This is a genomic window from Paenibacillus gorillae (assembly GCF_000513275.1).
GTDB classification, from domain to species: Bacteria; Bacillota; Bacilli; order Paenibacillales; family Paenibacillaceae; genus Pristimantibacillus; species Pristimantibacillus gorillae.
Window position 1 is genome coordinate 25,213 of the sequence record NZ_CBVJ010000034.1, and the last position, 24,999, is coordinate 50,211.

Below are 24,999 nucleotides of genomic sequence, written 5' to 3' on the forward strand. Positions count from 1 at the left end.
TCATTCCAGCTTGAAACCGCATATGGATTATCCGTACAATCATTTGCACTTTATGACATAACGTTCGTATTACAAGCCATTCTGTCCCGAACGTGTAAAGGTTTGGAAAGTAAATGGGTAAGCATTAGCGTCATCGCTGGCCACCGGCTCCTGATGAACGAGCGTCCACTCCCCCAGAGAAAATGCCGGGAAATAAGCATCTCCCTCCGGAACGGAGGTCTGCACCTCAGTCAGCAAAAGCTTGTCTGCAACAGGTAAAAATTGCGCGTAAATTTCAGCTCCGCCGATAATCATTAACTCTTCACCGCCAAAACGGTCAATTGCTTCTTGCACCGAACGCACCGTCTCGCAGCCTTCGAAGGAAGCCTGCTCCTGCCTCGTTAAGACGATATTACGACGGTTGGGGAGCGGTTTGCTCCGCAGCGATTCAAACGTTTTGCGGCCCATCACAACCGTCTTGCCCGTCGTCATTTTTTTGAAATAAGCCATTTCCGCCGGCAGCTTCCATGGCAGCCGATTGCCGAAGCCAATTGTACGGTTGCGGTCCATCGCCGCGATCATCGTAATAGACATGTCGTTTCCCCTCCCCTTCTCTTACACCGCTACTGGCGCTTTGATCGACGGATGCGGCGTATAGTTCTCAACGGATAAATGCTCTACCCCAATGTCGAAAATCGATCCCGCAGACGGATCAATCTTTAATTGCGGAAGCTCACGAGGTTCCCGTTCCAATTGCGTATTAATTTGCTCTATATGGTTCAAATAAATGTGAGCATCACCCAGCGTGTGGATGAAATCCCCAACCTCCAGGCCGCATTCATGTGCAATGAGATGCGTCAGAAGCGCGTAGCTTGCAATATTGAACGGGATACCTAGGAAAATGTCGCCGCTGCGCTGATAGAGCTGGCAAGAGAGCTTGCCTTCCGATACGTAGAACTGAAACATCGTATGGCATGGCGGCAGTGCCATGTTGGTCGGCACATCCTCCGGATTCCACGCGGAAACGATCAGCCGTCTGGAATCGGGATTGCTTTTGATCGTGCGGATAACGTCCTTCAACTGATCGACACTGTCTCCGCGTGTCGTCTGCCATTCACGCCATTGTTTGCCGTATACATTGCCTAGCTCGCCGTATTGGGCAGCGAAGGCATCATCGGTCAAGATCCTTGACTTGAATGCCGTCATCTGCTCCTCATACAACGCGTTAAACGCTTCATCGGTTTGGGAGCGAAGACCAAAATCAGTCATATCAGGACCACTGTAATCTGCGTTCTCCACCCACTTCTTGAACGCCCATTCATTCCAAATGTTATTGTTGTGCTGCAATAAATATCGGATGTTTGTATCGCCTTTAATAAACCACAGCAGCTCGCTGACGATAAGTTTGAAAGGTACGCGCTTCGTCGTCAGAAGCGGAAAGCCTTCCTGCAAGTTAAAGCGCATTTGATAGCCGAATACCGAGATCGTTCCCGTTCCCGTGCGGTCTTCCTTCCTCGCTCCATCCTTGAGCACATGCCGTAGAAGCTGCAAATATTCGTTCTCGCTAGTCGATATATTTCCCATCTCTTTATCCCCCTGCTAAAAAGCTATCGTCCTTCTATTCTATCATGTCACGTCCAATTCGAGCCACTAGACGGTAAGATTTCGTTGTCTGATTCTTTTCTTACGCAGCATGTAACGCTCCGGGGCGCTCTCGTACAGGCTGCATTCCTCCTCCGTCTCCGGGATAATCGGCGCCACCTGCGCGGGCTTACCGTAATCATCCAGAGCTACAAACGTAAAGAAAGCGGTAACCGTTGTCGTCTTATGGCCGGAAAACAAATTTTCGGATTGCACGGATACGTAAACTTCCATCGAACTATGGTTTGTTCTTGTTACGTATGCCTCGATCTCGATCACCTCGCCTACCTTAATGGGTGCCACGAAATCCAGGCTGTCTGTCGAAGCCGTTACGACCTGCATGCGGGCATGGCGCATGGCCGAGATAGCGGCCACTTTATCCATATACTCCATCACTTTACCGCCAAACATCGTATCATGGTGATTTGTATCCAGCGGAAAAATAATTTGCGTCATCACCGTTCTGGATTCCTTCGCTTTTTTCCCGGCCTTCTCCATTGGCTCCGCCCCTTTGGTTTCGCTTTCGTTAGTATATGCATAGATGCAAAAGGAGGCTCGCGTGCTGAAACAGCCGCGAAGCCTCCCCATTGCGGCATAGCCGCATGTAACTATTGAATTATTTTACAACCGTGTGGATCGGGTGACCCAGCGCTACTTCAGCAGCGTCAAGCACGATTTCACCAAGCGTTGGATGCGCGTGAATGGTCAGCGCGATATCTTCCAGCGTAGCGCCCATCTCGATTGCAAGACCCAGCTCAGCAATCATGTTGGAAGCTTCTGTACCGATAATTTGCGCGCCGAGCACGAGACCCGTGTTTTTGTCGGCAACGATTTTCACGAAGCCTTCGTTTGCGTTAAGGGACATCGCACGGCCATTGATTGCAAATGGGAATTTGCCGACTTTCGTCTCATGGCCTTTTTCTTTCGCTTCTTTCTCGGAGTAGCCCACGCTTGCGCATTCCGGATCGGAGAAGCAAACTGCTGGTACGCATTTGTAGTCGATAACGCTAGGCAGTCCTGCAATTGCTTCAGCAGCAACGCGGCCTTCGTACATCGCTTTGTGCGCAAGAGCAGGTCCTGCAATGATGTCGCCGATTGCGAAGATGTTAGGGTTGCTTGTACGGCATTGACCGTCAACTTCAACCAGTCCGCGCTCGCTAACTTTTACGTTAGCCAGTTCCAGACCGAGGTCGCCATCGGTATTTGGACGGCGTCCAACGGTAACGAGCAGGTAGTCAGCCGTTACTTTTTCTTCTTTGTCGCCAACTTTATAAGTCAAAGTTACGTCGTTATCGGTTTGCTCTGCACCTTGTGCCATAGCGCCGGTAACGATGTCTACGTTAGTGCCTTTAAGCTTCTTCGCAACGATCGAGGACATATCTTTGTCGAAGCCAGGGAGAATGGTGTCTCCACCCTCGATAACCGTCACTTTCGTGCCGAATTTCGAGTACATTTGGCCAAGCTCGATACCGATGTAGCCGCCGCCGATAACGATCAGGCTTTTCGGAATTTCAGGCAGCGACAGCGCGCCTGTCGAGGATACGATCCGTTTGCTGAAAGGGAATGCTTTCAGTTCGATCGGACGGGAACCTGTTGCAATGATACAGTTTTTGAAACGGTAGCGCGGCGCTTCTTGATCGTTGAAGACGCGTGCTTCGTTTTCGTTGATGAACATCACTTCACCGTTGAAATATTGGACTTTGTTTGCTTTCAGCAAGGAAGCAACGCCGCCAGTCAATTTTTTAACGATGCCGTTTTTGAATTCTTGCACTTTGCTCCAGTCAACTTTAACGTCGCTAGCGGAAATACCGAAAGCCGACGCATGGTTAACGGATTCGTATTGATGAGAAGCAGAGATCAAGGCTTTGGAAGGAATACAGCCCACGTTCAAGCAAACGCCGCCGACGTATTCTTTGTCTACAACAAGAACGCTTTTGCCCAATTGAGCTGCGCGAATTGCAGCAACGTAACCGCCAGGACCTGCACCGATGACTAGAGTATCAATATCTAATGAAGCATCTCCTACTACCATGACTTACACCTCCATGATGAATAGCTCTGGCTGTGCCAGCAGCTGTTTAATGTAGTTCATAAAGTTTTGTGCCGTTGCGCCATCGATCAGACGGTGATCGAAGCTCAGGGACAATGCCATAACAGGAGCCGCTACGATTTCGCCATTGCGTACAACCGGTTTCTCCGAGATGCGGCCTGTACCCAGGATCGCAACTTCAGGGAAATTGATAACCGGCGTGAAGAACATGCCGCCAGCAGAACCGATGTTGGAGATGGAGATCGTGCTGCCTCTCAGCTCGTTTGGTTTCAGTTTGCCGTCGCGGCCGCGAACAGCAAGATCGCGGATGGAGTCGGCAACCATCCAAATATTTTTACGGTCAGCATCCTCGATAACCGGAACGATAAGACCGTTGTCCGTATCTGTTGCAATACCGATATTGTAATATTGACGGTAGACGATTTCTTGATTTGCTTCGTCCAAAGTCGAGTTCATGATCGGGAATTGACGACAAGCCGCAACCAATGCTTTCACGATGAAAGGCAGGTAAGTAAGCTTAGCGCCATTTTTTCTCAGCATAAGGTTTGTATTTCGCACGAAGTGCAACCAGCTCAGTTACGTCAACCTCATCCATAATCGTAACGTGTGGAGCGGTATACACCGATTTAACCATAGCATTGGCAATCGCTTTGCGGATGCCTTTGAATGGTACGCGCTCTTCCGGACGGTAAGGCGTGCCAGCTGCTGTTGGAGCCGCTGCTGCCTCTTTCGCTGCTGGAGCTGCCGCTTCTTGCGAAGCTGCCGGCGCGGAAGCTTCCACTGCCGCTGGAGCTGCTGCTCCGCCGTTTGTTACATCTTCACGTGTGATGCGGCCGTTTTTGCCAGTTCCGCTGACCGTTGTCAGGTCAACGCCTTGCTCACGGGCAAATTTGCGAACGCTTGGCGTTGCAAGAACGAGTCCGCCTGTTGCTTTTGGCGCTGCCGCAGCAGCTGGTGCTGCTTGAGCTTCAGGAGCCGGTGCAGGCGCTGCTGCTTCAACAGCTGGAGCCGCAGCTGGTGCTGCCGCTGGCGGTGCAGCTTCTGCTGCAGGAGCCTCTTGCTCAGGCAGGTCGCCCTCCGCATCGATCAAAGCGACGATTTCGCCGATATGGCACACTTGTCCATCTTTCACAAGCACCTCGAGAACCGTTCCGTTTACTGGACACGGTACTTCAACAATCGCCTTATCGTTTTGTACTTCCATAATAATGTCGTCATCCGTTACCTTATCGCCTGGCTTGATGTGCACTTTGATAATTTCGCCCTCATGCAGACCTTCGCCCAGTTCTGGAAACCGGTATTCAAATTTCGCCACGTTGAGTACCTCCTTTACGTATTTGCCAAAATCATATCTGTTGTATATAGGTATATAATTGCGCCTCCACAGAGGCAATTTGCCGCAATTAGAACGTCATTACTTTGTTAACCGCTGCAACGATGCGGGCTGGTGTAGGAAGCCATGTATCTTCGATTTGCGCGAATGGATACACAGTATCTGGACCAGCAACGCGGAGCACTGGCGCTTCCAAGTGCAAAATCGCTTTTTCATTGATTTGCGCAATTACTTCAGCTGCAATGCCGGAAGTTTTTTGTGCTTCTTGTACAACGATAGCGCGGTTTGTTTTCTTAATGGAAGCTACGATTGTATCGATATCGAGCGGAACGAGCGAGCGAAGGTCGATAACTTCTGCCTTCACGCCTGTTTTCTCCAGTTCTTCTGCTGCTTTAACTGCAGTATGAACCATCATGCCGTAAGCGATAATCGTTACGTCGCTGCCTTCGCGGACAACGTTAGCTTTACCGATTTCAATTGTGTACTCGCCTTCTGGCACTTCTGCGCGGAATGCACGGTACAAGTTCAAATGCTCCATGAAAAACACTGGATCATTATCACGAATAGCTGCGATCATAAGACCTTTAGCATCGTAAGGGTTCGAAGGAATAACAACCTTGATGCCCGGCGTTTGAACAGCCAAGCCTTCCAGGGAATCTGTATGCAATTCAGCCGCTTTTACACCGCCGCCGAATGGCGTACGGAATACGATTGGCGAATTGTAGCGGCCGCCCGAACGGTAACGCATACGTGCCGCTTGAATAAACATTTGGTCCATCGCTTCATAAATGAAACCGACGAATTGAATTTCAGCGACTGGACGGAAGCCTTGAATACCCATGCCTACCGCCAAGCCGCCAATAGCGGATTCTGCAAGCGGCGTATCGAATACGCGCTCCTCGCCGAATTCTTCTTGCAAACCTTCCGTTACGCGGAATACCCCGCCGACTTTACCTACGTCCTCACCGAAGATAAGCACGTTCTCGTCACGTTTCAGCTCCACGCGCAATGCGTCGCGGATCGCTTCCAGCATATTCATTTGAGCCATTATCGTCAGATCCTCCCTCAATTTTGCTTTGTGCAAAATCCCATTTCAGCGTTTAATTATTGAAAGTCAGCCTTTTGCTCTTCCAGATGCTGAGGCGTCGATTCGAACATCGAGTCGATCAAGCCGGAAACCGTCATTTTCTCAGTCGCTTCCGCTTTCTTGATTTGCTCGTTAACGGTAGCTTTCGCTTCCTCTTTCACGCGGTTCGTATCTTCTTCCGTCCAGAGGCCTTTTTTCTCCAAATATTTGCCAAAACGAATAAGCGGATCTTTCAGCGTCCATTCCGCTTCTTCTTCTTTCGTCCGGTATTTCGTCGTATCATCGGACAGCGAATGCGGACGGAAACGGTATGTCAGCAGCTCGATCAGCGTAGCGCCTTCGCCATTGCGGCCGCGCTCAGCTGCTTCGGATACGGCTTTAATAACAGCAAGAACGTCCATGCCGTCTACTTGCACGCCTTTGATACCTGCGGCTACCGACTTATGGGCAACAGACAGTGCAGCTGTTTGCTTCTCGTAAGGTGTTGTGATCGCAAAACGGTTGTTTTGAACCACATAAATAACTGGCAGCTTAAATGCGCCAGCAAAGTTCAAGCTCTCGTAGAAATCGCCTTCGGATGAACCGCCGTCGCCTGTATACGTAATCGCAACGCGCTTCTCGCCACGTTTTTTGAATGCCATTGCAACGCCAGCTGCGTGCAGCACTTGTGCGCCGATAATAATTTGCGGCATCAGAACGTGTACGTCCTCAGGAATTTGTCCGCCGTGCTGGTGGCCACGGGAATACAAGAATGCTTGGTACATTGGCAGTCCATGCCATACGAGCTGTGGAATATCACGATAGCCCGGGCAGATAAAATCATCTTTATTAACGGCATACTCACTGCCGATCATGGAAGCTTCTTGTCCGGATACCGGCGCATAGAAGCCAAGGCGTCCTTGACGGCCCAAGTTTACAGCGCGCTCATCCCAAGTACGCGTAAATACCATGCGGTACATAATTTCTTTCAATTGCTCGTCAGAAAGCTCCGGCATCAGGTCCGGATTTACTACGTCACCGTCGAGCGACAACACGGACAACGGTTTTACGGGTTCCGTTTGAACTTCATATGGCAGTTTGCTAAGCAGTTTGCTCATTTTGAACGCTCACCTCAGTCATTATTATTTGAATATTACAGTGCTCTGTTATAGAATTATTATAAACCTGTTTATCGAAAATGGTCAAAGCAAAAAACAAAAAAACCGCTGTTTTTTCGCTTTCTCAACAGATTATATTAAGAAATTGTATATGTAACAGAGTTGAATATTCGGTATAACAGCATAATACAATAAGCGCTATCATTTTTTCGGCGGGGTACCTTACTATTGTTTACCCACAAGCCGGCAATTCCATTCAATTCATGGGGGATTCAGTGATGACAGATGAACGATATTTAAAACGCACCGTATTAAAAGAGACCATAGCCAGCCGTTATTTGCCGGAGGGCGAGCGCAATTTGCGCGTGTACCTCCCTCCCGGCTATAACGAATTGCTAAGCTATCCGGTCGTCTATTGTCAGGATGGCGAAGATTTTTTCAACTTTGGACGCATTGCGACGACTGCCAACCGGCTTATTCTTGATGAAGGCATCGAGCCGTTCATCATCGTTGGCGTCGATGTCGACAAGGCGCACCGCACTTCCGAGTATTCCCCGGACGGCGAGCGGCATGCCGATTATGTAAAGTTTTTCGGTGAAGAAATGCTTCCATTTATTGAAGGCAAGTATCCGGTACGCCGTGATCCGGATCAACGGGTACTGGCCGGCGACTCCTTGGGCGGGACCGTCTCCTTCCACCTGGCACTCACATACCCGCATCTTTTTACACGGATTATGTCGCTTTCAGGGGCTTATTACGACCGCTCCCGCGAAATTATGGAGAGTCAGACCGATCTTGGGCAGCTGGAGCTGTATATGATCGTAGGGCTGCAGGAAACTGCGTATGAGACGGATCGGGGGCCGATGAATTTCGTGGAGATCAACCGCCATGCACGCAAGCTGCTTACGGAGCGAGGGGCAAAGCTCTCTTATGCGGAAATGAACGGTATGCATCAATGGGGCTTCTGGCAGCAGGAGATTCCGGATGCTCTGATGTATTTTTTGGAAAAAGAGTAGTAGAGCGATGGTGCCGCGGGAGTCTGATGACTTTCGCGGCGTTTTTTGGCAGAGCTAGTTGCGGTGCATGAGGGCGTTGCGCGTGCTTCAGTTCATTGAGATCGCTGCGTGCTTGAGTTCATGGGATCGCTACGTGCTTCAAGTTCATTGGATTGCTGCGTGCTTGAGTTCATGGGATCGCTACGTGCTTCAAGTTCATTGGATTGCTAGTGCTTAAGTTCATGAGGTCGCTGCGCGCTTCGGTCCATGCTGCCGTTCTTGATTCCATTTCCTCCATCGCTAACACGATGATAATGGATCGAACCTTCGAAAAGTCAGCATGAACTCGAATCACTCCGCTCACTCACTCTTTAGCATGCTGTACCAAGATATCGCTACCACTTTAGCTCATATTGGATTCTTTGTTATCAAGCACCTAGCTTATACGAGGTTAGGGCCCGAACCTTCAACATGCCGACAAGAACTCGAATCACTTCCCTCAATTACTCCTGACGAACCACACACCAAGATCAATTTCACCGCACACACCTAACCATATTGCCGATAATGAACCATTCTTCATCCCACATTACCTTTACCGCCTCATCTTCCATATCCCCTGTGCTGCTAACGTTAGTGAACAGCGAACCTGCTTCGCAATATAGCGAAGACCAGTTCGCAAAATGTTACTCAAAACAGGCGGAATCGGGCGACTATCGAGCATTAGCGAAGAGAATTTCGCTGTTCGAGAAGCTGCGTTCACCAATTACGAAGTTTAGTTCGCTGTAGCCTCAGGCGACACCGCATAGCTATCGTATAACGAATTTTGCTTCGCTATTTTGCGAAGCAGATTCGCTAATTGCTAATTGCATGCAGTGGATTCTTCAATGCTTCTAGCATCTTGAATCTTGAATCCTGCTTCTGGCTTTTAGCTTTTAGCTTTTAGCTTTTAGCTTTTAGCTTCTAGCTTCTAGCATCTTGAATTTTGAATTTTGAATTTTGAATTTTAAATCTTGAAGCTGATTGCTCGGCCATGCGCAGACAAATACTGTTATCTGTCTGTTCGCTTGGTGTTGGGGATTAGCGTTCTTAGGCCATAACATCGCCCTTTAGCTTTTAATAAGTTAGACAGCGAACCTACTTCGCAATATAGCGAAGACCGGTTCACCAAATGTTACTCAAAACAGGCGGAAATGGGCGACTATCGAGCATTAGCGAAGAGAATTTCGCTATTGGAGAAGCTGGGTTCACCAATAGCGAAGTGTAGTTCGCTGTAGCCTCTGGCGACACCGAAAAGTTATCCTACAGCGAACTTTGCTTCACTCTTTTGCGAAGCTGGTTCGTTAAACGCTTTAACCGTGACCATATGGCAGCTGGTTCGCTAATTGCTAGGGCTATATGACGGACAACTACCATCATCAAGCTCCACCTATTACCCGCTTCCATGCTGCCAATGGACCGCAGGGTTAATTTGAGAAGTATTAGGGAAATGTAATACTGACTAAGGAACTGCACGGATGCCCAATTTGGCCGTTCGTACTTGCAGCCTTACATAACCTATCACAGGAGGAAACAAGATGAATAAGAAATGGTATTCGGTTGCCCTGATCGCCATAATCGCAGTCATGCTCGTACTTGGCGGCTGCGGTAAAAGCACCAACAACAATCAGCCCAACAACGGTGGCGGAGCTGCTGGCGGAAATGCAGGCAACGGCGGTGGCGCCGCAGGCGGCACACAAAACATTACCATCAACGCTGAGAACTGGAAGTTTGATCAGACTGATATCAAATTAAAGGTCGGCGACAACGTCAAGCTGACTCTTAAAAATAAAAGCGGCAACCACGGTCTCGAAATTCCGGACCTGAAGGTTAATATCAAGGACGGCGAAACGGCAAACTTTACGGTAGATAAAGCCGGCACCTATGAATTCAGATGCTCGATCCAATGCGGCTCCGGCCACGAGGAAATGAAGGGCAAAATTATCGTGTCCTAGCCAAATTCCTCCCCAAATAAAAAGGAGATCTCGCAGCGCAAACATAACCGCCGAGACCTCCTTTTTATTTTTTACGCGCTGATATCAGGAGCATCATCGGACGTCTCCATTCATCCTGCATGCCAGGGACATCCCGCAGCTCTCTTAGAGGCTGGGGCTCTACCAATCCCGTAATTTCAAACCCAGTCTTGATAAGCGTGCTGACGTAGGTCGTCAACGTTGTATGATACTTTAAGACATTTTCGCCCAAAAACTCTGTTTCCCGATGCCCCTCGGTAAAATACTGGTCGATCGGCCAATGCTGCCGTTCTCCCTGCTCATCATAATGCCAATCCTGTTTGGCGTTAGCAGTAAATACTGGATGCTCCACTGAGAATACAAAATTTCCGCCGGCAGCCAAGCAGCGGTGAACGCTGCGGCAAATCCCGTCAAAGGATGCTAAGTAATGAAAAGCAAGCGAGCTTATGACTGCATCAAACGACGACGGCTCGAAATCTATCTCTTCAATTGAAAGACAAAGATATTGAACATTACCCTCGTCCGTCATCTTCCGCGCTGTCTGCAGCATCTTCTCGGAAATGTCCACGCCAACGACGTATGATGCTCCTTGCTCAAGCGCGTACCGGCAATGCCAGCCATAGCCGCAGCCCAAGTCAAGTACACGTTTGCCTTCGAAGTCTGGAAGCATTTTTTGCAGCGCTTGCCATTCCCCTGCTCCAGCAAGCCCTTTTTGAGATCGTTCCATCTGAGCATACTTCTGGAAAAAAACGTCATCGTCGTATTTGTTTTGTTTCACGAGTTTGCCTCCCGTTCGAAAATCCGGCTACACCGACAGGTCAGAACGAACTCGCTCTAAAAGTTTGGCACTGCCTTGCTCCACCAACTGATAGACCTCATCGAAATTGCCCGTATAATAGGGATCGGGAACGTCCGCTATATTGGATTCCGGCAGCAAACTCATGAACGTGAATATGCGTGCGCCGCTATCAGCAGCAGACGCATCATTCACCGCAGCACTTTGCCCCAACACTTGAAGGACATCTTTCTCGTTTTTCGTATCCATGCACACGATATAGTCGAATTGCTCACGGTCGCTTTTTGTAAATTGCCGTGCTTTCATTCCGCTGTAGGAAATACCTTTGCTGTCTAGCAGTTTGCGTGTTCCTTCATGCGGCGGATGTCCAATATGCCAATCCCCAGTTCCCGCCGAATCAATCGCAATGACCTGCTCCAGCCCCGCTTGTTCAACCATATTGCGGAATACCGCTTCCGCCATCGGTGACCGGCATATATTGCCAAGGCATACGAATAGTACGCGCGCCTGATCTGTCATGATGCGCTACCTTCCTTCTGAATGATTTTTTTCGTTAGCGACCTTCTAGGAAGCTTCCATTTGTAATGAACCGATAACATACGAAGTGTAATGATTATGACGAATAGGAATAATAGATCCACAGTCGTGTGGAACCAGCCTTTTCCGATTGCCAGACCTGCCAGCATCGCCCAGACCGCATAAATCTCATCTTTCAGAACGAGCGGCTTTCGTCCGGCCAGCACATCGCGGATAATGCCTCCCCCAATGCCTGTCAGCATGGCAGCGACCAGCACGGCGCTAATCGGATGCTGCATTTGCGTTGCGTAGAGCGCACCTTGAATCGCAAAGGCTGCAAGTCCAATCGCATCGAAAAAAGCCTCGCTTTTTCGCCAGGTTAGAATCCATCTTGCCGGAAGCAGAAAAGCAATCGTCATCGCAATAATGGCGATTTTGAACAAATGGCCCTGGCTCCACAACATCGTTACGGGCATGCCTATCAGCAAATTGCGCACGACGCCTCCTCCAAATGCTGTAACGAGGCCTAGCACGAATACGCCCAAGATGTCGTATTCCTCCTCCATCGCGACAACGGCGCCGCTGACTGCAAAAGCTACCGTCCCGATGATGCTGAATACGCCAAAAATATCAACTTCCAACTGATACTCCTCCGCTTCCGTATCCCGATCGCCCGAGTGGCGCATCGGTTGTGTCATTCCCCATTTTAGCCGCGGTTATTCGGTTTCGCAATGACAAGTTTGACGCAAATCGACATTTTCCACCTAATTGGGGACAACCTTCCTTGCAGACACGGCGCTTTGCAGCTATAAATAGCATTGTGCGGAAGCGGCTGTAGGCTTATACTGACAAAAGTAATTGTAAAAAGCATAGCCTTCGTTCGAACGAAAGGACGGTTTACCTATTATGAAACAACGTATATTGATTTTTACCGGGGGCCGGTTAGGCGACTGGGCGACGAAGCTGGTCCAGCCTCAAGATTATTTGATCGGCGCGGACAGCGGTGCTCTCTTCCTCATCCGAAATGGATTTACGCCAGATATCGCCATTGGCGATTTCGATTCCGTTACCGGGGATGAATTAGCGGAAATCCGCCTACATAGCAAAGCACTTATCGACTGCGACCCTATTGATAAAGATTTTACCGATACCGAAATGGCATTCCGTCGGGCTTTGGAGCAGCAGCCGTCGGAAATTGCGCTTATCGGCGCTCTTGGGACGAGATTCGACCACTCGCTTGCGAACGTTCATCTTCTATCCCTTGCACTGGAGCAAGAGGTCGCTGCCTCCATTATCGATGAGCATAACCAAATTCGATTGGCGCAGGGACCTCAGACACTTTCCTTGAACAAAGGCAATTATGCGCATGTATCTCTGCTCCCGTTGAGCCAGCAAGTGACGGGCATTTACTTAACGGGCTTTCAGTACCCGCTTGCTGACGCCACACTTCAAATCGGTCAATCGCTCGGTATCAGCAACGTCATACTTGACGACAGCGGTACGATTCGTTTTGCGGAAGGCATATTGCTCATCATACAAAGCAAAGACTAGGGAGCGGTTCTCGACTCCCTAGTCTTTTTAATTGGAGCTAGTTACACCAAATCTTCTCCCTTGGTCTCAATCTTCAGCCCCTCAACATGCTTGCGGCGAAGCTGCTTGCGGATCTTGCGGTTCTCCTTCGTCTCAAACACGATATCCATATCATAATCCTCGCCGGGATACAGCTTTTCTTTCGATATAGACAGCTTGAGGCGCTTCCGGTTGAACTTCATTTTCTCGCCTTGCACTTGGACAATCACTTCTCCGCGAGCGTCTGCGGCACGGTAGACGATGCCGATGCGTTTGAGCGGATAGATCCATACGGCATCGCCGACCTCCAGCTCTTTCTTTTTCAGAGCCACTGCTTCCTCTGTTGCCTCTGCCTCTGCCTTTGTCTCTGCTGCTCCTATTGAAGACTCTGCCGCTACCTCCTCTAGGCTAAAATAAGGCTTTAACTCCTGCTCCTGCATCTGCTTGGGCGAAGACAATATTTCATCCGTTGAGTTTCCAGCTAGAATACCCACAGCGGAAGGACGGCTGACTGTCAGCTGTTCTGCCCTTTGAAGCACATGCTCGGGCAGCCCGCAGCGTCTGGCAATGGCAAAAGCATGACTGTCTCCCGCTTCCCCCAGTTCCAGACGATAGAGAGGCCGCAGCGTCTCCGCGTCAAATGCCATTTTTGCATTCATGCAGCCCGCTGTTCGCGAAGCGAAGGTTTTGATCTCGTTAAAATGTGTGGTTGCCGCAACAAGCGATTTGCGCTGCAACAACTCTTCCAGTACCGCTATTGAAAGCGCGATTCCTTCGCTTGGATCGGTTCCAGCAGCCATCTCATCCAGCAGGAGCAGTGATCGTTCTCCCGCTGAATCCAGCATTTGCTTCAACACAGCCAGATGAGAAGAAAACGTGCTGAGCGACTGCTCAACGCTTTGCCCGTCCCCGACATCAGCAATAATCCCCTTAAACAGCCCGAATCGGCTGTCTTCCCCTGCCGGTGCAAGCAGACCGGATTGAACCATCGCCGCCAGCAAGCCGATCGTCTTCAAAGCGACTGTTTTTCCGCCCGTATTAGGTCCGGTAATAATCAATTGCTTCCAGCGCAGACCAAGCTCGACGGTCAGCGGTTCCACATTGCTGCCAAGCAGAGGATGGCGGGCTTCAACGAGCCGAATGACGGGATGGTCGCTAAGCGTCGTTTTCCGTCCATCATAGGATCGTGACAGCTTGCCTCTCGCCATAATAAAATCAAAGGTTGCCATCGCCTCCCGGTTGCCCTTCAATTGCTGTACATGCGCATCCGCCAGATCCGATAATCCGGATAAAATAACGGTCCGCTCTCGCTCCTCCTCAGCGGCCCAGCTTTGAAGCTCGCTTTGCAAATCAGCTACATCAATCGGCTCGACATAAAGCGTCTGGCCGCTTGCCGATTCATCCCATACCGTTCCCGGCACCTGCTTGCGAAGCTCGCGCTTGATTGCGATAACGGAGCGCCCGCTTCGCTTACTAATGAACGACTCCTGAAGCGCTGATTTGTATTTGGATAGAGCACCTTGGAGCTTGCGTTCGATTTTGTCTTCGACAACGATGATCTGACGGCGTACCGATGCCAGACCGGGGCTGGCTTGGTCCGTCAACCGGCCGAACCGGATGCAGCGTTCCAGCTCGCTCCGCAGCTCCGGGCAATCCCTCATGGAATCAGCGTAGCTGGCAATTGTCGGCGCCGTCTGCCGCTTGCTGTCCATGTAGCGCTTCATCTGTGCAATCGATACGAGCCAGATGAGCAGCTGTTCCAGCTCTGTTTCGTTGTAGACTCTTCCTTTGCCGAGCAGCGCCAGAAACGGATCGATGCCTTCCATGGACGACAGCGGAACGCTTGCCCCCGTCGCCAGCAGATCGGCTGCCTCCTGCGTCTCGGTTAGCCACGCCATTACCCGATTGCGCTGATTGCTAGGTTCCAGCTTTTCTGCCAGCATTTTGCCGCCAGGCGATACCGTATAGCCGATTAGCTTTTCCTTTATTTTGTCATACTCCAGTCGTTTCCATGTCGCTTCGTTCATTTGTACATTTCAGCTCCTTTTTTCATCTACAAACAAAAAAACAGGAACAGAACGCTATGCGCTCCATTCCTGTTCCATTTGTCAGCTCTCCCGTTAGATGCAAATGATAAGACGGAAATATAGCCTTTTTCTACTCTAGGCCTATCCCGTTCCGTATTTGCAAATGAAAAAAACCGTGCTCGAAAGAGCACGGTGATTGGGCCGCTGACTAATGTCATTTAGGCGGAATCCACATGTTCTTAACCCTTGGTACCGGAATTTAACATGGGACAAAGCAATATAAGCATGCCAATTCATATGAATTGAACAAGCCTAATGAAGCATCGCTTAGCCGGATTAAATCCGATTTATCCAATTTAGGAGTTAAGAACACCTGTAATCATTAAAATTTCCCCTTCCAAATGACAAATCAATTTCTCCCTTACTCTAATACAATTAAATGGATAAAGTCAACAGCAATCATTTGAAAAGCACCCGAATCAAAGACTCGCTTATCCGTTTCATGACACGGTAGCCGGCTTCCGAAGCAGTGGCAATGCCATCCTCATTCGGCCAGCAATAGCCATTGACCATGCAACTGCCGTCATCGTGAACGATAAGTTTGCCCAACAGCCCAACTACTGCCCATTCAGGTCTTTCTCTGCGAGGCGTGTAATCCATTTCCCCATCATAAAGCGGGTTAATCATCCGTTGTCCTTGCTCATCGATAAGCATTCTGCCAAAATCATCTCGGAGGAACATATCCTGCCACTGCAACTCGCAAGCATCGCCGATCATAGCTGGCGTTGCGCTAATGATGCCAAGCACATACTGATCCTCAGCAGTCGCAAGCCGTATCTTCTCTCCTTCAAGGGTAACAAAATAACCGGCATCGATTGCTTCCCCGCTGACCGTCTCGAACATTTCCGCGTAATCTGCCGCTGTCGGACTTACGACAGCTCCGTCGAGAAATACATTGCCGTTAGGTCCATCCAGCACAATCGAGTTCAAAGTTGGACCAACAGCCAAACCGTTCGCAATATGGAATGAGTTCGGAAACCGTGCCGTGCCGTTCTCGCCCATAATATAAGCGCCAGTTAAACCACCCGTATTGGTATTGCTTCCCCCGGCAAATGAGTTTATTGCGTCAGCGACGGTACCTGCCCCGAATGTGACAGAGTTATCGCCGCTCGCTATCGTACCGTTCCCTGAAGCATGGGAGCGCATACCCGATGCAAGAGTAAATGCCCCCGCCGCTGTAGACTCGCTTCCCGTTGCTTGCGTGTTAAAGCCGAGTGAAAACGAGTTTTCCCCGCCAGCTGTTGTTCCATTTCCTTGTGCATGAGAATTTACACCATTCGCTTGTGTACCAAGCCCTTCAGCGTGACCACGGAAACCATTCGCAATCGTTCCTTCTCCTTCTGTATGGGAGAAGTCTCCGTTGGCCTGGCAGTTCATACCTTCAGCGTGAGAAGCCAGACCCGTTGCTTGTGAGCCTCGACCTTCTGCATGCCCATCTGCTCCGCTTGCCACTGTTCCGGTGCCTTCTGCATGAGAGGAATTTCCAGTCGCCTGCGTGAACGAGCCTTCAGCGTGCGCAGCGTCCATCGTTGCTTGTGTGTTAAAGCCTTCAGCGTGGGAATTGCTGCCTGTTGCCTTTGCTCCTCCTCCCTCCGCATGGGCATTAAGATTGCTGGCTACTGTATCGGCTCCTTCTGTATGAGCATTACTGCCGCTGGCTGTCGTTCTGGCACCTTCCGCATGAGCATTGCCGCCGCTGGCTGTCGTGGTGTCTCCTTCCGCATGAGCGCCGCCGCCGCTGGCTAACGTGTTGTTCCCTTCGGCATGAGCGCCGATACCACTTGCTGTAGTGTTATTCCCTTCGGCATGGGCGCCATCGGCACTAGCTGTAGAATTGCTGCCCTCCGCGTGAGAGTTATTGCCAATGGCTGAGGTGCTGTTGCCTTCTGCATGACTGTTATTCCCGTTAGAGACTGACTGATTCCCCTCTGCATGAGAAAACTCTCCGTTTGCTACCGTCATGCCGCCTTCGGCATGAGCGCCATGACCATCTGCCAGCGTTCCTTCACCTTCTACGTGAGAGGCTTCCGCGTTTATAGTCGTCAGTGTATTTCTTCCTTCAGCAAATGAGCAGGCTCCCAGCGCGACAGCGTTACAGCCTATGACAAGGGGAGGCCCTTGCGGCCCTTGCGGCCCTGTCGCTCCAGGCGCTCCAGGCGGTCCGGCAGGCCCTTGCGGTCCAGAAACTCCTTCTGAAATGATGATATCCAGTTGGTTTTTAATATTCAGAACCAATACATAGATTTCATTAATCTTCGTTTCAATCGTTTCCATTCTCGTAATAGCTGCTCCTACCATGATGATGAAGACGTTCATCGTAACAGCCATTGCAACATTAATCGTATTAAATAGATTGGATTGTCTAAGCATCAATTCAATAATGGATGATCGTATCGCATGCTCGCTTCTATTCGAACAATGACGTTGAATCCACTCATTGATGGTAGACATCATTTCATTCTGTTGTTCGACTGCAGCCTGTTCTCCAGACATTGCTAACGGAACTATGGCACTCCATTCAGTTAATGCGCTTTGTAATAATTGAAGCTGCTTCTTAGAAGCTTTAATCGAAGTACAGGATCTTGCTCTAATTACCTTGCAGCATCTAAAACGTTTATGAGGATGAAACCGCCTTAACTTTTTCTTTTTCAATTTATGCTTGCTAGATTTTTTCTTCGATTCAGGACAGCCCATTGATTCCCGCCACCTCCTAAATGTCTGTGACATCATATTCAGAAGTGTGCGAATAAACTGTTTTTCAGCCTAACGGCTTAAGATATTCATACTGTCATGGGATCATAGCCTGGAAAAATCTCATCTTAACCTAACCGGATATTTGCTGACCTCAATTAAAAAACCTTAAAACAGCCGCTGGTTAACCTCTTAACCAACGATCATTCTAAGGTATATTCTCACAGAGCTATAGATTGGCCCGTCTTCGCGAACCTTGCGCAGTCTGGCAACTGATACTGCTTTCTTAAATCGATATCATGAGACATATGCGTAAAATAAACGGATCCCGGTGTCCAGAGCTTTATAAGCTCCAGCGCCTCGGTAACATCGTAGACCGATCTCGTCTCATAAGCAAAATCTTCTTTATAGAAGCTGGTTCCAAGCACGAGCAAATCGAGGCCGTAAAGCGGCTTCTGCTGTTCCTCCGTCATGCCGATCGCATCCGAGCAATACGCCCAGCTGTATGCCTTCGACAGATGATCGAATCGATAGGCGTAAGAATAACCGTTCTTGCCATGGTTTACCCGCCAACAGGAAATCTGCCATTCCCCAAGCTGCATCGGTTCGTCGTTTGCAGTGAACTGAATTTGACGATGAAGCCACGGAAAACGCTCGTTGATTTCCGCAATAACCTCTGCCGGAGCAAAGGCTTGCCCGGTTTTACCCAGCCATCTGCATGCATCCGCCCATTCCACAAGCCCGCCGATATGGTCGAAATGGGCATGGGTGAGCAATATTTGATCAACTGTCCGCAAGCCTGCCGACTCCATTTGTTTACCCCAGTCAGGACCGCAATCGATCAGCGTCGTTCCGCTGTCGGCGTCCTCAATCTGAACCAGCGAACGAAATCTGCGGTTTACACCGCCGTCTTCCGCTCTCGCTTCCGAGCAAACCTCGCAATCGCAGTATACACGAGGCACGCCCATCGAATCGCCCGTACCGCGGAAAATCAGCTTCGTCATATTGGCAGCAGCTCGACTTGCTCCATTCCACGGAGCTGTTCCATCATCGCCAGCCAAGCCTCTGGCTTGTTAGGCAGTGCCGAATAGTAACCTTCCAGAAATGCGACTACAAGTGCAGCCGGAATGGAAGTCCGGTCTTCGTCAGCCGGCAGGAAGCTGAGATTCAAGCCCTCAACCGCTCGACCCTCATGATCCCAGGACGGGTGAACATAGTTGATTGCCAATTGTTTATAGCCCATATGTGAGAGCACCTCGCGGCGCACGAAAGGGCTCATCGGCGTCACACCGCCAAAGCCATGCTGCTCTTCGCTGCCATAAGGATTGTAGATTTCCGCAAACATGCCGATGGGTTCTGTTCCGGATTGCTCTGCAAGCCGGGCCAGATCCTTCTCCCTGCTGCGCATCAGAAAACGGCCGATCCCTTTGGAATGCTCGCCAATAATCGTAAAGTCCGTCATTGCGACGCGAAGGTCGGGGTAATAGCGGTATTCGGTCGAACCTACAACCTCACCGTTCTCCACAGCGACATAGACATGAATGGCCGGGTCCTCCAAAGGCTCCTTCCAGAGCTCATAAGCGAGAACTTCCTCCGGCGGAAAAATACGTCCCAGCAGCTTGTGAAGCTCTGCAAAATAAGGGTCCTCGATCGAGGTAATACGATGGTAGATCATAACTTAAGCTCCTCTCTGATGTTCCTTATTCCGAATATGTAGTAAACGGATTTCTCCATTCCATAAGTACGGCATAATTGCCGGATTGCTCATCATCCAAATAATTGGCGGCAATGCCAACTGGCGTCCTGCCGCAGCGCAGCAAGAAATTGATGACCGGATCCTGAAGCTCGCCTGCCATAACCCGGTCGACATATTGATCTGGCGTAAGCTCGGCAGCATGCAGATGGTAACCAGGCATCCGGCCTGCGCCAAGCAACCTGCTTAGACCAAGATGCACAACCGTCTCATACATGGACTGCATCAGCCACTTCCCGATACCAGTCTTCCGGTATTCCGGTATGACGCAAATGTCAGCGACGTACAGAGTATCCCCGTTCGGATTATGATTGCGGATATAACCGTTATCCGTTATCGTTTCCCAGCTGTGATCATGGCCATAATCCTTCATGTCAACCATTAACCCGGTCATGGAGCCAACAATGCGTCCGTCTATTTCGGCGCACAAAGCACCTTGCGGAAATCGGCTAACATGCTCGATCATCTGATCCCTGCTCCACCAGAGCTCCTCGGGATACGGGGGAGGAAAGCTTTCCCGCTGCACGTCGATCATAGCCTCGAAGTCCCGCTCCGTGTACTGGCGAATCACCGCTTTAACAGGTGTCCCGTTAAATACATAGAAGCTTTTACGCATCTCATTGTCCTCCTTCGCGCTGACTCTAGGACCAATCGGAATAGAGATCAGTGCGACGGTCGCGCCAAGTCGTTACCGAACCGCCTGCACGCACATCCTCCAGCAATTGCAGATCCAGATCCGCAACGACAAGCATATCGTCGTTAATTATGCCTTCGCTCAAGATACCGGCTGGCGGGAATGGTATATCATTCGGCGCAATAATTGCCGCTTGCCCGAAGTTCGCGCGCATGAAATCAACCTTGCGCAGCGCTCCAACCGTACCTGTCGTTACGATATAGATTTGATTTTCCACTGCACGCGCATGGCAGCAATAACGAACACGATAGAAGCCATGTCTGTCATCCGTGCAGGATGGGCAGAAAATAACGTCCGCCCCTTTGGCTCTCGCCATACGGACGATTTCCGGAAATTCAATATCGTAGCAGGTCAACATGCCGATCGTTCCGAATTCCGTCTCAAACACCTGCAGGCCGTCGCCCGGCGTCATATTCCATTCTGAAACCTCTGTAGGTGTCAGATGGATTTTCGGCTGCCGGTCGATCTTGCCGCTGGGATGGAACAGATGCGCCGTATTTTGCCATCTGCCCTCTCCAGCTTCCACAACATGCGTGCCCCCGACAATATACATATTGTATTCAGAAGCGAGCGACTGGAACAGCAGCTCATAGCGATCCGTAAACTCGGGCAGTCTGCCGACCGGCAGTGCTTGACCGTCCTCATCCCCGATTGACAGCAGCTGTGTCGTCAAAAATTCCGGAAACAATAGAAACTGCGTTCCATATTCCGAAGCATTCCGCACATAGTGCGTAACTTGCTCGGCGAACTGCTCGAAGGAGCTAATATCCGCCAGTTGATATTGCACTGAAGCTACCCGATATTTCATGAATCCCGTTCCCCTTTACTTCCGCTGCTTGAACTGAATGGCAATCGTCGTTCCGAGATCCGGCAAGCTGAATACATCGATTTTGCCTTCATGCAAGTCAACAATCCGCTTCGCGATGGACAGGCCAAGGCCAACACCGCCTGTTGCCCTGCTCCTTGCGCCGTCTACACGATAGAATCGCTCGAACATATGCGGAATCTCGTTTTCCGGAATGCCGATCCCCTTATCCTTCACTTCGATTTTAACGATGTTCTTCATCAGCGATACGGACACCTCGATAGGGTCCTTGCTGTATTTGATCGCATTATCGAGCAGAATGACAAGCAGCTGTCTAATTTTATCTTTATCGCCGTACATCCTTACGACTTTGGACATCGCCTTCACCCGAATCGGGCGCTGGAACGTCGTCTGCAGCATGCCGGCCAATTCGTTCACCACATGTACCACGTCGAACAGCTCTTGGCGCAGCCAATCCTCCTGCTCCGCTTCTGCGAGCATAAGCATCGACTTCGTCAAGCTCTGCAGCCTCGTCGTCTCGCGATCAATCGCTTCGATCGCTTCATTCCGGATGTTCTCATCATCACGGCCCCACCGTTTCAGCATGCCCGCATAGCTGCTGATGACCGTAAGCGGCGTTTTCAGCTCATGGGACGCATCGGCAACAAACTGCTTTTGCCGGGCAAAGGTCCGGTCCAGCCGTTCGATCATTTGATTGAACGCCCGAACGAGCTGCTGCAGCTCTGCCGATTCCTCTTGGCTGGACGTCTCAATTTTACGAAGCTTGCCGCTTCGGTCGATTTCACGCATCGTATTGACCATCTGCTGCATTGGCGCGGTTAGGCGCGAGGTGAACCAGTACGTACCGAAGATCGCAAATAAAATGGCGCCAACACTCGTAACAGTTAATGCAGCCACTAATATTTGCAAATAGTCATCAAGCTCGTTAAGCACCCGATTCACTTCCAGCATCGCCACGATATCGGGACCGTTGAAGATTGGAACGCGCATATAGAGAATACGCTCGTTGCCTTTGGAGATCATTCCGGTATCATGCTGCCGCTGAAACGATACAGGCAAGTTAAGCAGTACCGGGTCCGAGCCAGTTATGTTAACAACCTTATTATCCGGCTGCACGATCCGGATCATTTCATTTACATTATAATACTCACTCAGCAAATCGGGATCATAGATCCCTTTTCCATGCTGAATGAGCGGATTTTCCAACATGAGGTTCACTTTATTTCCGATTACCCGTTCTTCGCTTTCCGTCGTTATCTTAATCACGTAGAAATAGACGAAAATATTAAATAAAATCAGGATGAAGATGAGCCAAAAGATCGTAAACAGTGTAAACCTTTTGCGCAGCGTCATGCATCTGGCTCCTTAATCATATAACCTACTCCGCGAACGGTATGAATCAGCTTATGCCGGTACCCCTTGTCCAGCTTTTGACGCAAATAACGGATGTACACATCGACAAGATTCGTCTCGCCAATAAAATCATAGCCCCATACTTCAGATAAAATGTCCTCACGGGATTTTTCCACATTTTTATTCTCAACCAGATAGACGAGAAGCTCGAATTCCCGCGGCGTCAGCTCGATCACGATTTCTTTGCGGTACACCTTACGGGTGCGAAGCTCAATCGTCAAGTCGCCTACTTTAATCTGGTCTGAACCTTCGGACTCCTTCGGATACTGCTGGAATATGCGTAAAATGTTGCGGACGCGCGCCAGAAGCTCCTCCATTGCAAAAGGCTTCGTAATATAATCATTGGCGCCATGCTCGAAGCCGCTCACCTTGTCGGGAACGGTATCCCTCGCCGTCAGCAAAATAACCGGCACCGGGTTTCCCGCCTGCCTCAGCCTTCTGAGCACCTCGATACCGTTCAGCTCTGGCAGCATAACATCCAGCAGCACGAGCTCCCAATCACCGGACGAAGCCATTTCGTAACCGGTTCTGCCGTCTGCCGCTGAGCCGACCGTATAACCTTCATGCTCTAGCTCCAGCTGTAATACGCGGGCAATCCCCGCTTCATCTTCGACAACTAATACGCGATCGCTCATCTCGATGTTCACCTGCTTCCCTAATTGTCCTATAGACTCTTTTTTTCTTCATCATAATGAAGCTAATATTCAAATGCAAGCAGCCCGGAGGTAACCAGTTGCCCACCATACTAATAGTTCGCAGCACCCCGGCCAAGTAGGACCGTAGGTCACCCGTATAATTATAACACGGATTTCTTTTGTGTTGTATGGAGCACCCTTTCAAGGCCGGATAGTACCGGTTTTAGCGCTTTCTCCAGAGGCTTGCGAAGAGCTGTATCTTCCGTTGCCCAGCGGCCGGACCATAGCACTTGAAGCCATCGTTCCTGCGGCAGAAGCGGTATAACCGCTTGCGGATTGTCCGGCAGCATCGCTATCCATTCCAAGCGCCGATTGAAGCGGACAGACTTATTCGCAAGCCAGAGCAGCTTGTCTCCCCGTGCTTCGAGCTCAACTTTCAGCCGGTACAGCCGTTGTAATGTTTCATTGCTCCATCTTGAAGGATAAGGATCGGCTACAACATACACGAATTGGCAGGACTCCAGCAATCTCCAGCCCTCCACTTCTCCAATCCCCGTCAAACTGCCCATGTCCAGCAGCGTAATGCCTGTCTCGGCTTCTTGCCATAGCTGTCTTTCCAGTTCACCATGCTGCGCTTGGAAAAAGGGCCCGCGCTGCGCCAGCCAGCGTACCGGCCCCGTATGCCATTCCATAAAACCGCCGGATTTTTCATTTGCCTGTTGCTTTGTGCCCACATCAAGCAGCGTCAGCCATTCTGGCTGAGCGGATGGGAATTCTACCGCCGTAACGGCAATTCCCTTTCCCGCTAGCAGCTTCGCAGTCGTAATGGATGCGAAGGTCGCACCCGCTCCCGGAGATAACGAGACGAATGCGGCTCGTACTTGCCGATTTGACTGCGTCATTGGACTTTGCAACACGGAATAGAAGTGTGGAAGACTGCCTCTATCCTGATCATAATCATCCGTTCGCAGCCGAATTAAAGCGGCTTCTACCTCGGACATGGAAAGCGGCCGGTTTTCTTCCTTTTCCTGCGTCATTTTTCCTAAAAGCGATTTGAAGGCAGCCGGAACATCCGGCTGAAGCTGCATCATAGGATCAAGGCGGCTCACATGCCGGCCTGAAGGGAAATAAGTCCCGCCGCTTAATAAATAATAGAGCATCGCGCCCAGTCCATAAATATCGGTTCGGGGACCGCTTTGTCCATTAGGGCTGGCCTGCTCAGGCGCATTAAAGCCGGGCGTTCCGAGCAATGCTGTATCCTGTGTTGATCCGTTCTTGAATTGACGTGCAATGCCAAAATCAATTAACCGGACATGCCCGTTCTCCTCCAGCATCACATTGGTCGGCTTCAAATCGCGATGAATGATCTGCGGTGTCTGCCGGTGCAAATACGAAAGGGCCGAGCCTAGCTGTATCGCTATGTCGAGCACCTCGGAGAATGGCAGTCTTTGCCCGTTCCGTTCAAATCGGCGCTTAACGGTCTCCCCTTGTATGTAGTCCATAATGATCACATCTGCATGCCACTCCGGAATCGTGAAGCAATCGACGATTAGCGGAAGATTAGGATGGTTGAGCCGGGCAAGCATCCAGGCTTCTTCTGCATTGGAGCTTTGCTGACTGCCATTCCAGCTCGCCGAAGCAGCCGTAACTTTTACCGCTCGCAGCTTGCCATGAAGCTTGGTATCCTCAGCTGCATATACCGCTCCCATCCCCCCGCTGCCCAGCTTTTCCAGCAAGCGGTATCTATCGTTCAACAGTATGCCTGCGTCTATCTTACTCCAGTCTTTTTCCATGCTTCGTGATCCTCCTATTTTTGGCCACAAAA

At 50.2% G+C, this 24,999-nt stretch carries 21 protein-coding genes and 1 pseudogene; 3 read left to right on the forward strand and 19 right to left on the reverse strand.

Going from position 1 to position 24,999, the window contains the following annotated elements:
• Positions 1-69: 69 nt before the first annotated feature.
• The 7 genes and pseudogenes from TY10_RS06570 to pdhA all read right to left on the reverse strand — a co-directional run bounded on the left by TY10_RS06570 (position 70) and on the right by pdhA (position 7,187).
• Entirely contained in the window at positions 70-573 is a 504-nt protein-coding gene (locus tag TY10_RS06570) for a dihydrofolate reductase (RefSeq protein ID WP_042161819.1), read from the reverse strand.
• A gap of 21 nt (positions 574-594) precedes the next feature.
• Positions 595-1,554 carry a thymidylate synthase gene (locus TY10_RS06575; RefSeq protein WP_155985744.1) on the reverse strand — a complete coding sequence of 320 codons (960 nt, stop codon included), beginning with the start codon at positions 1,552-1,554 and terminating at the stop codon, positions 595-597.
• A 75-nt stretch (positions 1,555-1,629) separates the two neighbouring features.
• A complete protein-coding gene (locus tag TY10_RS06580) occupies positions 1,630-2,118 on the reverse strand; it encodes an acyl-CoA thioesterase (protein WP_042161823.1) in 489 nt (162 codons plus the stop codon).
• A gap of 118 nt (positions 2,119-2,236) precedes the next feature.
• Positions 2,237-3,652 (reverse strand): dihydrolipoyl dehydrogenase, encoded by a 1,416-nt coding sequence (gene lpdA, locus TY10_RS06585; RefSeq protein WP_042161824.1) that lies wholly within the window; start codon positions 3,650-3,652, stop codon positions 2,237-2,239.
• 3 nt (positions 3,653-3,655) lie between these two features.
• Positions 3,656-4,985 (reverse strand): annotated as a pseudogene (locus tag TY10_RS06590) (dihydrolipoamide acetyltransferase family protein).
• 88 nt (positions 4,986-5,073) lie between these two features.
• Positions 5,074-6,051: an alpha-ketoacid dehydrogenase subunit beta gene (locus TY10_RS06595; RefSeq protein ID WP_042161826.1), complete on the reverse strand. Its 978-nt coding sequence runs from the start codon at positions 6,049-6,051 to the stop codon at positions 5,074-5,076.
• A 56-nt stretch (positions 6,052-6,107) separates the two neighbouring features.
• The gene (pdhA, locus tag TY10_RS06600) at positions 6,108-7,187 is read right to left on the reverse strand and encodes a pyruvate dehydrogenase (acetyl-transferring) E1 component subunit alpha (RefSeq protein WP_042161828.1); all 1,080 of its coding nucleotides are present in this window, start codon (positions 7,185-7,187) and stop codon (positions 6,108-6,110) included.
• Between the two features lie 278 nt (positions 7,188-7,465).
• On the opposite strand from pdhA, the gene TY10_RS06605 reads away from it, so the two are divergent.
• Together TY10_RS06605 and TY10_RS06610 are read left to right on the forward strand one after the other, a co-directional pair.
• Positions 7,466-8,203, forward strand: coding sequence for an alpha/beta hydrolase (locus tag TY10_RS06605; RefSeq protein WP_042161830.1), 738 nt, complete (start codon positions 7,466-7,468; stop codon positions 8,201-8,203).
• Positions 8,204-9,759: 1,556 nt separating this feature from the next.
• Positions 9,760-10,176 (forward strand): cupredoxin domain-containing protein, encoded by a 417-nt coding sequence (locus TY10_RS06610; RefSeq protein ID WP_042161831.1) that lies wholly within the window; start codon positions 9,760-9,762, stop codon positions 10,174-10,176.
• Between the two features lie 64 nt (positions 10,177-10,240).
• On the opposite strand, the gene TY10_RS06615 is transcribed toward TY10_RS06610, so the two are convergent.
• Genes TY10_RS06615 through TY10_RS06625 form a run of 3 tightly spaced genes read right to left on the reverse strand, consistent with a single transcriptional unit; the run spans position 10,241 to position 12,192 of the window.
• Entirely contained in the window at positions 10,241-10,972 is a 732-nt protein-coding gene (locus TY10_RS06615) for a class I SAM-dependent methyltransferase (protein ID WP_042161833.1), read from the reverse strand.
• 27 nt (positions 10,973-10,999) lie between these two features.
• Positions 11,000-11,509 (reverse strand): low molecular weight protein-tyrosine-phosphatase, encoded by a 510-nt coding sequence (locus TY10_RS06620; RefSeq protein ID WP_042161835.1) that lies wholly within the window; start codon positions 11,507-11,509, stop codon positions 11,000-11,002.
• Complete coding sequence (locus TY10_RS06625) at positions 11,506-12,192, reverse strand: trimeric intracellular cation channel family protein (RefSeq protein WP_042161838.1); 687 nt, start codon at positions 12,190-12,192, stop codon at positions 11,506-11,508. Before TY10_RS06625 ends, TY10_RS06620 begins: the two co-directional genes overlap by 4 nt.
• A 220-nt stretch (positions 12,193-12,412) precedes the next feature.
• Here TY10_RS06625 and TY10_RS06630 point away from each other — a divergent pair, with 220 nt between their 5' ends.
• On the forward strand, positions 12,413-13,057 hold the full coding sequence (locus TY10_RS06630; protein ID WP_042161840.1) for a thiamine diphosphokinase: 645 nt from the start codon (positions 12,413-12,415) through the stop codon (positions 13,055-13,057).
• Positions 13,058-13,098: 41 nt separating this feature from the next.
• On the opposite strand, the gene TY10_RS06635 is transcribed toward TY10_RS06630, so the two are convergent.
• From TY10_RS06635 to TY10_RS28720, 9 genes are all read right to left on the reverse strand, one after another.
• On the reverse strand, positions 13,099-15,102 hold the full coding sequence (locus TY10_RS06635; RefSeq protein ID WP_042161841.1) for an endonuclease MutS2: 2,004 nt from the start codon (positions 15,100-15,102) through the stop codon (positions 13,099-13,101).
• A 459-nt stretch (positions 15,103-15,561) separates the two neighbouring features.
• On the reverse strand, positions 15,562-17,655 hold the full coding sequence (locus TY10_RS29380; RefSeq protein ID WP_238327485.1) for a peptidase G2 autoproteolytic cleavage domain-containing protein: 2,094 nt from the start codon (positions 17,653-17,655) through the stop codon (positions 15,562-15,564).
• A 419-nt stretch (positions 17,656-18,074) separates the two neighbouring features.
• Positions 18,075-18,857 carry an MBL fold metallo-hydrolase gene (locus TY10_RS06645; RefSeq protein WP_042161843.1) on the reverse strand — a complete coding sequence of 261 codons (783 nt, stop codon included), beginning with the start codon at positions 18,855-18,857 and terminating at the stop codon, positions 18,075-18,077.
• Positions 18,854-19,528 (reverse strand): GNAT family N-acetyltransferase, encoded by a 675-nt coding sequence (locus tag TY10_RS06650; protein ID WP_042161845.1) that lies wholly within the window; start codon positions 19,526-19,528, stop codon positions 18,854-18,856. The genes TY10_RS06645 and TY10_RS06650 overlap by 4 nt, the downstream gene beginning before the upstream one ends.
• A 25-nt stretch (positions 19,529-19,553) precedes the next feature.
• Complete coding sequence (locus TY10_RS06655; RefSeq protein ID WP_042161847.1) at positions 19,554-20,222, reverse strand: GNAT family N-acetyltransferase; 669 nt, start codon at positions 20,220-20,222, stop codon at positions 19,554-19,556.
• A 25-nt stretch (positions 20,223-20,247) separates the two neighbouring features.
• The gene (locus tag TY10_RS06660) at positions 20,248-21,108 is read right to left on the reverse strand and encodes a carbon-nitrogen hydrolase family protein (RefSeq protein WP_042161849.1); all 861 of its coding nucleotides are present in this window, start codon (positions 21,106-21,108) and stop codon (positions 20,248-20,250) included.
• Positions 21,109-21,123: 15 nt separating this feature from the next.
• Positions 21,124-22,479 carry a HAMP domain-containing sensor histidine kinase gene (locus TY10_RS06665; protein WP_042161850.1) on the reverse strand — a complete coding sequence of 452 codons (1,356 nt, stop codon included), beginning with the start codon at positions 22,477-22,479 and terminating at the stop codon, positions 21,124-21,126.
• On the reverse strand, positions 22,476-23,174 hold the full coding sequence (locus TY10_RS06670; protein WP_042161853.1) for a response regulator transcription factor: 699 nt from the start codon (positions 23,172-23,174) through the stop codon (positions 22,476-22,478). The genes TY10_RS06665 and TY10_RS06670 overlap by 4 nt, the downstream gene beginning before the upstream one ends.
• Before the next feature lie 161 nt (positions 23,175-23,335).
• A complete protein-coding gene (locus TY10_RS28720) occupies positions 23,336-24,967 on the reverse strand; it encodes a serine/threonine-protein kinase (protein WP_052350408.1) in 1,632 nt (543 codons plus the stop codon).
• Positions 24,968-24,999: the final 32 nt, after the last annotated feature.